Genomic DNA, 15,210 nt, shown 5'->3' on the forward strand with positions numbered 1-15,210 from the left:
TAGCAGATTTTGTATATTATTGTTTTTTCATTATAGATTCGCTTGGCGTTATTCCAAAATATTCTTTGTATTTGTGGCGGAAGTTTTTCAGATTCCTCAATCCGATCATTTCCGGAACCACATTAACAGAGTATCTTCCACTCTCCAACAGTTCACGGGCTTTTTCCATACGAATCCGGTATATAAAATATTTAGGTGCTTCTCCTGTCAGCGATTTCCATTTATTAAAGAATGTGGTTCTGCTCATGCACAATTCGGATGCGACTTCATCTATAGTCAAATTTTCCTGATCTATATTTTTTAGAATGAAATCCTTTACAAGGTTGATAAATATGTAATTTTTTTCACTCAAAGTATCCTCCTCCTCTTCTATTTTTAGAAATTGTTCTCCGAATACTTTTTGCAGGAATGATTTTCGGAGAAAACGGCTGTTTTTAATCAGGACGTTCATCTCTATTTTTAAGTCTTCTATATGAAAAGGTGTATTTATAAAGACATCGGCCAAAGAAGTTTCTCTGGTATTGCGTTGTCTTCCATTCAGATATGAGCCGTAGAGGATAATGGGAATGATTGAAGTTTCACAGGACGTTTTCAATCTTGATGAAAGCTCATTGCCGTACATACCATGCAGCATGGTGTCACAGACTACAATGTCTGGATATTCTTCCTTTATGTATGTTAGGGCTTCCAGACCGTTTCCGAAGCTTTTTACAATAAAATGATCAGATAAACGCGTTTCTAGGTAAGATCTGAAATCGATATTGCTGTCAGCAAGTAGTACAGTGGGTTTAACAGACTTTCTTTTATGAGACTTTTTACAGAATAAAGAGTCTATTTTTGTTTCTTCCTGATTGGCTATGATTTGTATGGGAGTGTATTTGGATATACTTTTATGTGTATATCCTTTTGAAAGATTTTTTTCTTTTTGTATAAGAATGATATAGAAGTAAATACAATAAATAGAAAATCCTCCTACAATGAACAGTGGGATAAAGTTTAATTGATAAATAAGAGTTATAGCCATGATGACAGGAACGAGGGGCGACGTTGTTATTGAATATTTCATATGAATTTGTTTTTAATAGCGCCACTTGGATGAGATACACCAATTTCCTTTGTTGGGGATAAAAGAGGAAATTCACTGTAACTATGATCTCATAGTTGTACATTCATAAACTCAAAATATAAACTCGTAATTATTTATATCTTGAGGGGGAATAGTTGAAGGTGAAGTCTATATATAGAGTCTGAATTCTAACAGTTTGAATCATTCTTTCGGAAATGGTGAATTTCCTCCAAGTGACAATAATAGATCTATTTCTTGTTTATTGAATGTTTTATATACTGTATGAAAATACAGGTGGGGGGAGAGCGTGTGGCATATTCGGTACTATCGATAAATATCTCGATGAGTACCATTTTATATTTTCTCATATATGGGTAGAAAGGAAGTACGATTTATTCCTGCGAAGTAAAAATAATGATAAGTTGTAACAAGTGGATGATGTTATGAATGTTGTCTAATCGTTTGTTATTGTTTGGTGTTCTTATAGCGATAAACGGTGACATATAATTATGGTTTGTTAGGATTGTGTTGTTGTGAGGTGACAAAAGAGTGAAAGAGGTGTACCGTTTTTCCATTTGATATTTCTATTTCTGATTGAAGAATTATCAATATCGGATTGTAATGTCTTCAATGGGGATAAAAAAAGAGTCGCATGATTTTCTTATGCGACTCTAGATTATATGCATTATTGTGTAATATCTGGTTATTTATAACTTTTGAATTTCTTCCAATGAAAGTCCGGTAGCCTTTTGGATAGCTGTTATGTCTACTCCCTGTGATTTCAGATTGCTGGCAATTTCGAGCCGTTCTTCCATGCGTCCTTCCATGCGTCCTTCCATACGCCCCTCCATACGTCCTTCCATGCGCCCTTCCAGTTTTGCTCCATCTAATACATCATTTTGTATCATGATGGCACTAAGGTGCTCGTCGTAGGCATGTCTTTCTTCCTTGGACATATTGTAATAAATAAGTTTCCGGCGTGCTTCTTCCAGACCGGGAGCTGTTGTATCGGGGCGAATGCAACCAGTTTTCAAGTATTCAATCCATTCTTCCAATGGAGTGACGGCCACTTTATCGAATTCATTCACACGAATTAGAAAATATTCCGGAAAGATTTCTGCCGGAATCTTATGGACGATGGCGTCTTTTTCTTTAGTAGTTACTTCCAGTCTGTCTCCTGTATGTACTCCGATAAAATGGTTTTGTCCATGATACAAATAATCTTCTCCCTTACCGATATCGAAGTATAGAATACTGATAGAGTATATTTTTTTCACCGCATAGTAGCGTTCTCCTAAAGAAATATGTTCAGTGATAGCTTTTGCCACTCCGTACAAGATGCGTTCCAGATAATAGAGCTCCCGTGTATTTTGGATCTCTACAATAATGATTTCGTCCTTACTATTTCTGGCTTTAATATCTACCCGGTTGAATTTATCATCGATTGTTTGTTGGTTGCTTTCACTTTCCAATATCTCTATGATTTTCACGTTTTCACCGAGAAGGACAGTCAAGAAACCTTCCAGTACGCCGAAATTTGCCTTTTGGCGGAGAAGCCTTTTCACAGCCCAGTCAAAGCGTATATATTTGTCTTGTTGTTCCATATCAATTTAATTTTTAGGTTATTGCAAAGCTACGACTTTTTTTTAGATAATGGCTACTCTTTGACTTTATATTTTCAGTGAATGAATCTGTGCATATTTGGCAAATTCATCAGGGGCAATTTAAATTATTCTATAGTAGAGAGTTAATTATTAACGCTGTCACATTTTACTATTCCCTTTTATGTAACTTAAAGTAGGAGTAAAAATGTGGCAGCGTTTTAGATTGAAATTTTAGGTCGTTATTATTCCTTATTTTTCTGTGTCACTTCAATGCCTTCCGGCCAAATAGCTTTAGCATATGCTTTTGCATCATTACCGTTTTCTGTATAGTCTTTCGCTATATCCCCTTTGCCTTCATTAAACTTCCAATAGGCTTTTAAACCTGTAGTTTGAGGATCGACATCATACATATTTTTGTAAATTTCTTCTTGTGAGCGTATCACGTTCCATATTCGTACTTCGCAGATTTCACCATCTAATTGACGAGTCATATCCTCTGGCTCACCATAGGAGTGTCCTATTTTAAACATAAAGTCCTTTCCTCGGGTTTGCTTGCCCAAATTAATGGGCTCACCAGTTCCGTAGTCCTCAATAGTACTCTGCAGTTTGCCATCCACGTAGATAGCGGCAGTTTTTGCTTCGGTGTCATAAGTCACGGCTACATGATACCATTCGCTTGGTTGCAACAATTTTCCTTCGTCTGCCTTGGGGAATTTAATCTCGTTGGCGGCAAACTGCAATTGCTGTTTGGGGAATCCTGAATCGCCCAAACGGAACAAACAGTATTGCTCTATACCCATTATAGTTGAAATCTCATTTTTAGGATCGAATCTATTTACCCGGATAATGGCTTCGAAGGTTAGTTGTGTTAGCCCATTTACTACATCAGCTGTAGGGCTGTCTTTTTCGAATCCGGGAACTTCAAAGTAGTTGTTTGAAAGGCTCACTGCTGTAGTAATGGCACTGGAACGACGTACTATGTAACAAATAGTTTTTGATCCCTTCAATAATCCCATACCTCCTGACGCTTGCTGAATAGTGACAGGTAGCAGGAAATTAGTGTCAATGTCCAAATCCGTGAGGTCGGAGAAACCGATCGTTACGACTTCCGAATTTACGTCTCCTTTGGGGATGACGACATGTTGTGTAGAAAACTTATAATATTTAGCGTCCAGCATTGTATAATTGGTGCCGAGACGCGCGTTATAATAACCTATCAACGAAGGATCTACCTGAAAATTAACATCAATATCTTGTTCGGCAGGGTATGCCAACACAGCAGAAAGCTCTTGCTGCCCTGTCTGTTTGAGATTATTAAATGTGAAATTAGCTACATCCTTCACTTTTGCCACATCTATATATACGGCATTGTCAAAAGGAGACGCTTTACTATAATCCTTGTTGTCACATGCCGCTACTAACAGAAGTAAGATTATGACAGAACCTGCAAAAGAGACGAATAATGGAATGTCTCGATGAATATGTTTCGTTTTCATAATATTCTCTTTTTATATTTTTCTTTTTATTGATCTCGACCGCTAGTTCTCACCAATCTTTGGCAAGATAGCGATATCCTGAATGAAATTTTTCTCGATGTCCATCTGTTGCAGTTTCAGATATACCATAGTGGTATTCTCCATTTTTTTCTCCCTCTATGAATGGAGGGCGTGGATTTTTACCCCACTCTAGACCATCCTTTGCTATTGCTCCAATGAAAGATAGATATCCATTTTCCATACCATACTCATACTCATTCTGTTCATTACTAATCATATCACTACCAAATACGATAATATTGTTCTTTTTTCGATTTTCTTCTTTTTTCCAAGTTATTGCCTTTTTCTTTGAGGCGTTTAATATTCCACCAGCACTTTTGGGATAAAGTGGTACATTTACGCTTCCATAGCGTTCGACTGTCAGTCCTGCTATGGGTTTACGAGTATAGTCGCTGTAAGGGTGTTCGGTTTCCCACGGTTCTACAATCTGCACTTCTTCTTCCTCTGAAATATAACCATGCCATGCATAATCAATATATTTTCCCACTTCTATACCGTCACATAAAGCAGGATCATAGAAGGATGCAGTAGGCTCGTCTTTATCTACTAAAGTTAGCACTTTACCAGGCATTGCGTCACGCAAACTTTTGATAAGTTTGGGATATGAGGTGGTATTTACTGGAGGCATTCCCGCTTTATCATATCCACTACCTACGTCCCAAAGGTTCACACCATCTAACTGGTAATACTCTATTGCATCTTTTACTTGTTTGGTAAAGTCTGCTACCTGGGCATCATTCATATTACAGAAGCCTAAGCCTTTACCACCGCCTTCAATACACAGACACACTTTGCGTTCGTGATCTTGAAGAGGGCGGATATAAGTGGCTGCATTCTCTAATACATAGCGTAGATCATTATTCAATGTTAGTATGGCGTGACCGGATTCTTTATCATAACCTACCGTTGCAATACGCAGGTTGACAATATTTCCCAAACTAAACGCCTCAGTTTCTCGGCTTTCGACATTAGTTCTTACATATATAAAAATATCAGCAAGTATAGGTTGATAAGTAGAGGTGTTGAGATAGAACACAGAAAGGAAACGGGTATCCAATGTTGCGATATCACCTCCATCTACGGAAATTATTTCACCTGCTTTTTGGCGTACATTGACTCTGTATCTGAGATATTGCTTCTCTGTTTCACCGTCTGCATTAGTTTGCTCTATGGCAAAGAGTAGCTCATAAGCATCATAATCTGCAGGTAGATTATGTGTAGAAAGCGTAAGTTTGATACTTGATGACTTCTCCTTTCCAGCAGGTATAGTCAGGATGCCTTCTCCCGAGATTACATTCTCTTTTGGGAAAACTGCTGATTTTAACAAGGGTTTTTGTCTCCAATGTGCTGCAACCATACTTTCATTAAATGCTTCAATCTTCGCATTATCTGCCTTTATTTCAGCTTCAAACTCCATACTCATCTCGGTTTCCAATTTGACCGTTACCTTCACATCACTTGTCGCAGGACGGCTTAACTGATAGAATATTTCATCGACAACTATTTCATCTTCGCTGTCATTGGTCAGTTCAATAACTGCTTTTCCGGAGAAGGACGAATTGCTACGCAGCGTACTGCCAATACTTCCCATTGTCGTTTCATCCGGCAATTTACCTGCATCCGCCAAAATAGTATCTTCGGTGCAAGCAGATATTCCAACCGCTAGTATCAGGAGCGGGAACAGAATATATATGATAAATTCCTTTTTCATAATCGCACGTTTTTATTTCGACGGATTCATCTGCTGAATGGCCGTACGAGTAGTTTCATAATTCATCTTCGCACTATAGTAATCGCTGCCGATGTTGTTAATGGCAAGTCCCCCAAGAGGCCCCATTGCAGCTACACGATCTGTCATCAGAGACACTGCACTTTGTTTTTCATTCTTTTCGTCTACTATTTGGTCATCTATACGGGCAGATAATAGAACTTTTTCACGAGGCAGTATATTACTATCCGGTAATCCGGCAATCATTAGATTTAGTTCGCTCACATTAGTGAGGTCAGCCGTATTTAACACTATGTAGTTTAGCTTTTCAAGGTCGGCAGACTCTATAAAGTCGGGATTACCTTCAAATACTAATAACTTTCCACCACCCGTTGCTGCGGATAGCTTAGAGACGATAAGCTGTGCTGCCTCTTTACGGGCTGCCATTTCAGCATCTGTCCCGCTATATAGACGGACGCCTGTAAAGGCAAAACCATCCAGGTTCAATTCTGTGGCTGCGGCAACAGCTTTATCAAGCCAAGTTCCCAAAGCAGCGGCATCAGTAAAGGTAGCTGCCTGTGCAGCATAATCTACAAGATAGATTACCCGGGTACTCTTTTCACGTAATAGAGGAATGTCTTCACGGTCATTATCGCTGATATTGCCTGGATTGCATAAGGCAACAATGTCCAGTGAGTCAGGCAATGAACGAAGGTAACTTCCTTCATTTACAGGTTTCTCCGGAGAATTGTCAAATCGCGTATAAGCTATATAATGCTCACTTTGCTTGTAGGTATTCAATACCTGCATGTAGCTTGCCCAAAGTTCCGGATTCTGGTCTTTTGGACTATTTATGTTCACATCTACCGGCTCCGGTTCGTTCCAGTCACTACATGCCGTAGGCAGAACGCACGCTAAGAGTAATAGAGTGCAGGTAAATATGTTATATATTATTGCTTTCATTTTTTCTTATTTTTCATTCGTATTAATCATACTCATTCATTTCTCATGGATTGGCATAAGGTTTCTTATCCCACCACAACCGTGTGCCTCCGTTGTCAGGGCCTCCTAATATGCCTATCGCCAGTTTTATATTAGAAAGATTCTCGGAGTACTCGATAGGAGGGTACCATAATCGGCGTATCATGTGATCGGTATCAATGGCACCACCGCTTTTATTCTTTATTACGGGTAACAGATGCGGATATCCCGTGCGCCGGTACTCGCTCCATGCTTCCACTCCCAAAGGGAAATTTGCAATCCACTTTTGAGTGATGATACGTTCAAGGTTCCGCTCAAAATAATTATCTCCTTCTTCCCAGGCAATAGTAATAGTACTGCGCGGACCTTCATAATCTGTATATTCATACTTGGGGTCGTCATATGCCTGCGGCATATCGGTTGTATTTGCGGTATATGCATCTGCACCCGTCGCTCCGTATTGTTCAAAGGACAAAACTATGGCTTGGTTATACAAATCTTTGGCTTCACCTCCCATATTCCAGCCGCGCAGGGCACCTTCGGCACGTAAGAAAGTGATTTCTGCGGCATTCATCCACATATAGGGGCTGGCGCTTGTGATGATTGGCTTACTGTATGCTCCTATCATTTCATCTTTACTGACCACATCAATACCGATGCGTATTCCGGCATATCCATCCACTTCCATCCATGTTTCCTGGTCAGTAACCTTAACCGTAGTAAACATTTTCTCCCGTCTCGGGTCCTTATAACCGTTCATGTATGAGATGATATCACCGCCCACACGCTGGTCATTCCAGTTGTTGAACACCATTGCCGAACGATTCTCCTCTACTTTCAAGAAGGCATTGTCTGCATTTTGGGTAATGACACCTGCGGTTACAGCCTCTTCGGCTATTCGCCGGGCTTCTTCTTTCATCTCCGGTACATAAGTCAAACGCATTGCCATACGTAACTTGAGAGAGTTAGTGAATTTAAGCCATTTGGAGAGATCCCCCTGATAGACATCATCAAATTTTCGGAAGGCTTCTGCGCTCAAATTAAGGTTTTCTTTAAGAACATCACTCACTTCGTCTAATTCTTTGAACATTTGCTTATATACCTCTTCCTGTGAATCGTATGGTACGGTAAGAGAAACTTCGCCGGTCTTAGATATGATTTTAGAATAAGGAATAGGACCATACATGTCTGTCACCCGGTGCATGATGGTAACACGCAGTAGTTTTCCTAATGCTAACGCGACTGGATCTTCTGTTTCGTCGAGCAAGTCACGATAGAACGGGTAAGCACGTGTTATAAAATCGGAGAAAGGAGCTTCTAACCAGTCGGAAGGCGGATTGTATGTTTCAAATTTAGCACTCCATTCTACTGTACAGCCAATATATCCGGCAAATGCTCCTGCCCCTAGTGCTTCGACAAATTGGTAAAGATGCTCTTCAGTAGGAATGACCAATCCTTGTAATCCTTTAAGACTGGCACCTACGTTATATCCTTCACGCCCTAACTCTTCCTTGTCTACTTGATAATCTTTCTGGTTGATCTTGTCAAAGTTGTCAATACACGCAGTTCCGATAAGAACAAACAGTGCAAGTGAGAACAACTTTATAATAGATGTAGTATGTTTCATAATTACTATTTTTTTTATCCGTTAAAAGTTGATTTTCACGTTAAAACCGATATTGCGTGTACTCGGTAGCATAAAGTAGTCGATTCCCTGATAATAATTGCCTGTTGTGGCAACGGCTTCGGGGTCGAAGGGAGCTTTGTTATATATCATACAGAGGTTACGTCCTACGACAGATACCTGTATGTCACATATATCATGTAGCCATTTGCGGGGGAGAGTATATCCTATAGCTGCTTCCTGTAGGCGTACATTGGTGGCGCTGTAGGTATAATATTGTGGCAATCCCAGTTGGGAACCAATGGCAGTGAACCATGTCTGTGCGTCCACCAAATTACGTCCGTTTATCAATACACCGCCGTTGTCCCGCGTAATTGCCGAACTTTCGGACACACCATACTGGTCCATGGCCGCTGCTGTGGCAGAATAAACGATACCGCCGATACGTGCTGTGAGAAGAGCACTGACATTAAATCCTTTCCATGAGAATTGATTGCTCCATGCCAGGTTACATTTGGGGAAGACGCTTCCCAACTTGATATCAGGTTGGTTATTGACTGTTATCAATGCTCCTGCAGGGGAAATTTCCACCATTCCGTTATCATCCCGTTTCAGGTCGGCTTGAGTGTAGAGGTCACCGAGTGACCCTCCTGTTTTCAGGATGAATCGTGCCTTTCCAAGTCCGCCTACGTCCAACCGGTCTTTATTGATAGGCTCACCGGTTTCCGGGTGTATGTAATCCTTTACCAGTTCGATAATTTTGTTTTTATTGTGGCTGAGCGTAAAGTTCGTTTGCCAGCGGAAGTCTTTTTTCCATGTGTGTCCATAACCAAGAGAGAGTTCAACTCCTTGGTTACGTACATATCCTGTTTGCAAATATATAGTGGTGTAACCGGAGGATACGGAGATTTTCGGGTCGAATGTCTGGTTGAACGTGTTAGCCAGATACCATGACACGCCAAGGTTGAAGTCCTTGAAGAGACGCATGTCCAGTCCTAATTCCCATGAATTGGTTCGCTCTGGCTTGAGGTCACCGATAGGATAATGCGTTTTGGGTTTCCACGTCTGTGTTGTTTCATCGTACTCAAAGGTAGGCGAAGTCAGGTTACGTGGGTAGGGCATACCGACTGAACTGAATGAACCGCGTACTTTCAGGTAATCAATTGCGGAAGGTAGTTTTACCATTTCGGAGATGATCGCCGAAAGCCCCACAGACGGATAAAAGAAACAGGTGGAAGATGAGTTTGCCAGTTGTGATGCCCAGTCGTTACGTCCGGTCAACGTAAGGTAGAGCATACTTTTCCAACCCAGTTCCGCACTCGCGAAAATGGATTGAGTTTGTTCCTCCCATTCATCCTGACGAGCTTTCTTCTGTGTATTATCGAGATCGAAGACATTAAACACATTAGGAATACCATTGTCACGTATCGGTCCGCGATAGCTAAGTTCGTCATACTTATTATCCACGATGCTCGCTCCGACATTCACCACAAGTGAGTAGTCCCCAAAGCGTTTATTGATGTTTGCCAGTACATCGGCGTACACTTGTGATTCATCCGGCTTGGCAATGGCGTAGAATCCTTGGGTACTACCTTCAGTGAGAGTAGTATTCGAACTGGCGTACAGCTTTTGCTCATATTTGGTATTGGAGTTATCTACCCGGACACGTCCCGAGACGTTCAGCCAGTCCGTGATGTCGTAGCTTAACGAGGCGGACAGCATGTAACGCTTCTTATTGTTGGTCCGTAGATTACGATATGCTATCCAATAAGGGTTTTGCATACGCAGGTCTCCTTCGCCTTGTGGCCAGTACATGGTCTTGATCTTGCGGGCCGGGTCCCAACGTTCGAATACTTTTATCAAGTTGAAATCGTCTCCACGCGGAAACAGGTAAACAGGAACTATCGGGTTTGAGTAAGCGCCTTGATTAGTCATGTTGCGATCATTCTGAATAATATAGCTCGCTCCGATGTCTAGTTTCAGTTTATCATTCAGGAATGAAGTAGTATTACGGAAAGTAAAATTAAAACGGTTGTAGCGGTTATTCGGTACAATCCCCTCCGAGTTTACTGCGGCTGCGGAAAAGAAGGTCTGGTTCTTTTCTGTACCTGTCGATAAGGTGACGGAATTGGTATAAGTCATTCCTGTGTCGAAAAAGTCACGTGGTTCGTACCCCCTGCGGGATGCATCGTTCAGTAACGGTCCCCAACTCAAATTTGTAGAAGAACCGTCCGATTTTCCTTTACTGCCTGTACCATAACGGTTCTGAAAGCGCGGCATCACAAATGGCTTAGAAAAATCAGTGTTACTAGATACAGAAACCTGCATTTTGCCTACTTTACCCCGTTTCGTGTTGATGACGATAGCTCCGTTGGCAGCGTTACTTCCGTATAGTGCGGCGGCTGCCGCTCCTGTCAAGACCGAGATGCTTTCAATATCGTCCGGGTTGATGTCGGCAATGCTTTCGGTAACTCCCTGGGAACCGTTTTCCGTACCGCCGCCACCACCGAAATTAAACATCGGGATGCCGTCAATCACATACAGGGCATTGCTGGATTGCTCAATAGACTTCGTACCGCGCATTATCACTTTGCTGGCTCCACCTACACCGGAAGAACTGCTGTTGATATTGACACCTGCCACTTTGCCATTCAGGCTGTTGATGAAGTTAGCGTCTTTAATTTCTGTCAGTTGATCCGATTTCACCTGTTGCACATTGTAGCTCAAAGCTTTCTGCTCGCGCTTGATACCGAGGGCAGTCACGACTACTTCGTTGAGTTGTTTCGTGTCGCTTACTAATTTTACTGCATAGATGTTTTTATCTGTTATTCTCACAGTTTTGGACGTATATCCCACATAGGTAAAGCTTAATATATTACCTTGGCGGACCACGATTGTGAAATTGCCATCTATGTCGGTGATAGCTCCTTCGGAGTTTCCTTCCACTTTGATATTAACTCCAATTAGAGGTTCATTATTCTCATCAACAACTTTTCCAGTCACATTCTTAATTGGATTTACTTCTGTTTTTTTGTCAGGAACAATCATTATATATTTCCCTTTGAACTCATAAGTGAATCCACTGTCTTTGAGAATTTGTGTAAGGGCGTTCTCTACTGTTACAGCTCTAAGATCAAGATTTAATACAGGCTTGTTCTTTAATTGGGAGTCGTTGTAACCTACAGATAGGCCGGATTGTTTTTCTACTTCTTTAAGTGCTTCAATGACAGATATATTTTTCTTTTGAATGGTGATTGAGGCATCTGTTTGCGCAAAGGAGCTTGTTGTAATGAGCAACAAGCAGAAAAAAAGTAAAAAACTTCTTCCCTTTGCTGTATGGTCTACTATAAATTCATAAATTTGTAGCATTTTCTTAGTATTAGGTTATAAACTAAATTATTTCACGGTGATTAATAGAGTAGAACTCTAATATTGAGAAATTTGATTTCATATCCGGGATAGAGTTCGCCCTCTGTTCCGGATACTTTTTTGCATGGGCGTATAAGGTTAACTAAATGAGTAATATTGTTATCTGTTCTTTTCCTGTTATCAGGATATTTTTCTATTTGGGGATTAAATAGCAGCAGTCACCTTGTATTTTATAATCCATCTGACCTACTACATTTACTATTACATCCATAACTTCGGACAGCGGTGCTTTATCTTTAAAACGGAAGCTGTATTTATCTTCTTTCAGATTCTTCAGGCGATACTCAAAGGTATATGGATATTTACGTTCTAATATAGTTATAATCTCTTTTACATTCATTTCTCTGAATACCAGTTCGCCACGTTGCCAGGCTGTGATGTCATTCATATCGGGAGTGTCCAGATGGTATTGTCGGGTGTGTTTATGATAGGCCAATTGCTCGTTTGGTTTCAGAATCATTTGAGAATTCAAATCATTATATTCAACGAGTACACTTCCTGAAATCAAGGTTGCCGCTATGATCGGATTCTCGGGGTATGCAGCTACGTTAAATTCCGTTCCGAGTGCTGTTACCTGAAAATCGTTCGACTTGACGATAAACGGATGCTTCTTGTTCGGTTTCACTTTGAAATTGGCTTCACCAATCAGAAATACGCTACGGTCTTTACCAGTAAATTCCTGTGGATATAAAAGGGTGCTTTGTGAGTTCAGTTGTACTTTGGTTCCGTCAGGCAAGGTGAGAGTATGTACCTCTGCTGTCGGAATATATTGCTGCAATAAATTGGGTTCCACCTTTTTTCCTATGGTAGAAAGATAGATGGAAGAAGCTGCTACTATAAAGAATACGGCAGCGGCTATTTGCCAGATATGGATCGGGCGGATTCTCCGTTCTTCTCGTACGGAAGGAATGCCTGCATTTCTTCTTAATAGCTCGTATGATTGATGCAAGTTAGGAGCTGTTCCTGATTTGTATCCTTCTTCCCACAGAGTTTGTAATGCTTCATCCTTTTCGGAAACATGTTCTTCGTCTACCAACCATTTGTAGAATTCCTGTCGGGTAGATCCCGGATAGTCATTTCCGGTAAATAAGGCTAGTATTTTCTGAAAATAATTCTTCATTTTGAGATATTAATTAGATCTGTTACATTAATACCTCAATTAACTAAGACAGACTACTTAAGGAAAAGTGCGAAAAAAAACAAAAAAGATATTTTTTTCATTTCAAGTAGAGTTAAATAGATATGATGCTCTACTGTTCGGACTGAAATGTTCAGCTTTTCAGCGATTTCGTTATTGCTCATATTTTCGAAACGGCTCATCTCAAAAATCTTTCTGCGTTGTTCGGGAAGACGGTCGAGGGTTAATTGGATGATAAGTTTAACTTCTTTATAGTATATGGCATTGAGAGGATCTTCTGTTTGAGAAAGTTCCTCAATAAGGCTTTTTTCTATCACTTTCTCCTGATAGGCTAATTCTATCTTTTTGTGTTTGATAAAATTGAGGGTCGTGCTTTTGGTAAGAGTATAGACATAGGGTTTTAAATTGGGTACTTTTGTCCATATTTCGGGCTGGGTCCATAATTTCGTGAAAACGTCTTGAGCAATATCTTCTGCGTCTTCTTCGGATTTAAGCAACATAAAAGCGAAATATTTTACTACCGAATAATACTCTGTGAATATCATTCCGAATTGTTTTGCTAGTAATATGTTGTCTTGGCTTGTGGTCATTGAGTTAACAAATTATTGGAAATCGAATGGCAAATGTAGGCAAATAAAATTAAGACGCGAAGAAAATGGGAATTGTTTATGAAAAAAAGATAAATAAAAATAGTGACGCTATCCGCTGCGGATACCGTCACTATATGGGTGGGATGGTGACGGTATCATGATGGGATAGCGTCACTATTTTTAAGTTTGTTTTTTACCAGTTTCTTTTCACTGTACGGTAACCATAACCGATGATTACAAGGAAGCAGATGAAGGGTAGAATGAATGAAACATTGACAGCCGGCAACCAGGCTATTTGTTTCAGGTCAATGATACTTGCCTGTAGCGGTGGAAGAACAGAGCCTCCCAAGATAGCCATAATAAGGCCTGCAGCTCCAAACTTAGCATCATCTCCCATGCCTTTCAAGGCAATACCGTAGATGGTGGGGAACATTAGTGACATACAGGCGGAAACTGCTACTAGACAGTAAAGTCCGAAGATATTCTGGAGGAAGATAGTTCCTAGAGTGAAAACACCTCCGAAGATAGCGAGAATCATCAATAATTTGCCTGCATTGAGATAGCGCAGAATGAATGTACAGATGAAACGGCTGATACAGAATATCACCATTGCCACAATATTATATTGCTGTGATAACACTTCCGCACTTTTCTCGTCCATACCTTGCGACATGAATAAACGGGTTCCATACTGAATGATAAATGTCCAGCACATAATTTGCGCGCCTACATAGAAGAATTGAGCAATTACCCCTTCACGATAACGTGTTTGGGTAAAAATGCGTTTCAGTGTAGGAAAGAAATCTATTCTATGATTCTGATCTCCGTTTTTCGGCATCTTGACGAATCGTATCAGAAGCAACATCGCTACGATAACCAGTCCGATGATAAGATAAGGAGCAATCAGAACACTAAGGTCGCTTTCTTTGATCGCCTGAAATTCACTGTCGTTAAGCAATGCGCGGTCTTCAGTACACATCGGATGCAATTTCGCTTGAATGAATTGCATGGCTACATACATTCCGAGAAGTGACCCCATCGGATTGAAAGACTGTGCAAGGTTCAAACGCCGGGTAGCTGTTTCTTCCGTTCCCATAGAAAGAATATACGGGTTACAGCTTGTCTCGAGGAAGGACAATCCGCAGGTCAGGATGAAATAGGCAATCAAAAACGGATAATATTCTCCCGTCATTTTGGCGGGGAAGAATAAAAATGCTCCGAAAGCATACATTCCCAGTCCTAACAAAACACCGGCTTTGTAGGAATATTTGCGGATGAATATGGCAGCCGGGAAAGCCATTGCAAAGTACCCTCCATAGAAGGCAACCTGTACCAATGCTCCGTCGGTAGCACTCATCCGGAAAATCTTGGAGAATGCCTTTACCATCGGATTGGTAATATCATTGGCAAATCCCCATAATGCAAAACATGAGGTAATGAGAACAAAAGGTATAAGATAACTGATGCCATCTTTCGAGAGGATGGACTGTTTGGGGTATTTCATGGTTGTTTCT

The 15,210-nt window shown here is 40.6% G+C and carries 9 protein-coding genes and 1 pseudogene; all 10 read right to left on the minus strand.

What is annotated here, in order from left to right; translation table 11 throughout:
- Positions 1-16 precede the first annotated feature (16 nt).
- Positions 17-892, minus strand: a pseudogene (locus KFO40_RS16580) (helix-turn-helix domain-containing protein); the annotation flags it as partial.
- A gap of 881 nt (positions 893-1,773) precedes the next feature.
- A complete protein-coding gene (locus tag KFO40_RS16585) occupies positions 1,774-2,670 on the minus strand; it encodes an Rpn family recombination-promoting nuclease/putative transposase (RefSeq protein WP_118407786.1) in 897 nt (298 codons plus the stop codon).
- A 242-nt stretch (positions 2,671-2,912) separates the two neighbouring features.
- Positions 2,913-4,166, minus strand: coding sequence for a DUF1735 and LamG domain-containing protein (locus tag KFO40_RS16590; protein WP_151935338.1), 1,254 nt, complete (start codon positions 4,164-4,166; stop codon positions 2,913-2,915).
- A 49-nt stretch (positions 4,167-4,215) separates the two neighbouring features.
- Complete coding sequence (locus KFO40_RS16595; RefSeq protein ID WP_211146604.1) at positions 4,216-5,937, minus strand: glycosyl hydrolase family 18 protein; 1,722 nt, start codon at positions 5,935-5,937, stop codon at positions 4,216-4,218.
- Between the two features lie 12 nt (positions 5,938-5,949).
- Positions 5,950-6,897 carry a glycoside hydrolase family 18 gene (locus tag KFO40_RS16600; RefSeq protein WP_211146605.1) on the minus strand — a complete coding sequence of 316 codons (948 nt, stop codon included), beginning with the start codon at positions 6,895-6,897 and terminating at the stop codon, positions 5,950-5,952.
- Between the two features lie 43 nt (positions 6,898-6,940).
- Positions 6,941-8,542, minus strand: a complete 1,602-nt coding sequence (locus tag KFO40_RS16605) for a RagB/SusD family nutrient uptake outer membrane protein (protein WP_211146606.1) — start codon at positions 8,540-8,542, stop codon at positions 6,941-6,943.
- A gap of 21 nt (positions 8,543-8,563) precedes the next feature.
- Positions 8,564-11,908: a TonB-dependent receptor gene (locus tag KFO40_RS16610; RefSeq protein ID WP_211146607.1), complete on the minus strand. Its 3,345-nt coding sequence runs from the start codon at positions 11,906-11,908 to the stop codon at positions 8,564-8,566.
- Positions 11,909-12,101: 193 nt separating this feature from the next.
- Positions 12,102-13,088 carry a FecR family protein gene (locus tag KFO40_RS16615; RefSeq protein WP_049702542.1) on the minus strand — a complete coding sequence of 329 codons (987 nt, stop codon included), beginning with the start codon at positions 13,086-13,088 and terminating at the stop codon, positions 12,102-12,104.
- Between the two features lie 53 nt (positions 13,089-13,141).
- Positions 13,142-13,696, minus strand: coding sequence for an RNA polymerase sigma-70 factor (locus tag KFO40_RS16620; protein WP_049702543.1), 555 nt, complete (start codon positions 13,694-13,696; stop codon positions 13,142-13,144).
- 193 nt (positions 13,697-13,889) lie between these two features.
- Positions 13,890-15,200, minus strand: a complete 1,311-nt coding sequence (fucP, locus tag KFO40_RS16625) for an L-fucose:H+ symporter permease (protein WP_117684280.1) — start codon at positions 15,198-15,200, stop codon at positions 13,890-13,892.
- Positions 15,201-15,210 lie beyond the last annotated feature (10 nt).

This window comes from Bacteroides sp. 1001302B_160321_D4 (genome assembly GCF_015667765.1).
Classification (GTDB): domain Bacteria; phylum Bacteroidota; class Bacteroidia; order Bacteroidales; family Bacteroidaceae; genus Bacteroides; species Bacteroides xylanisolvens.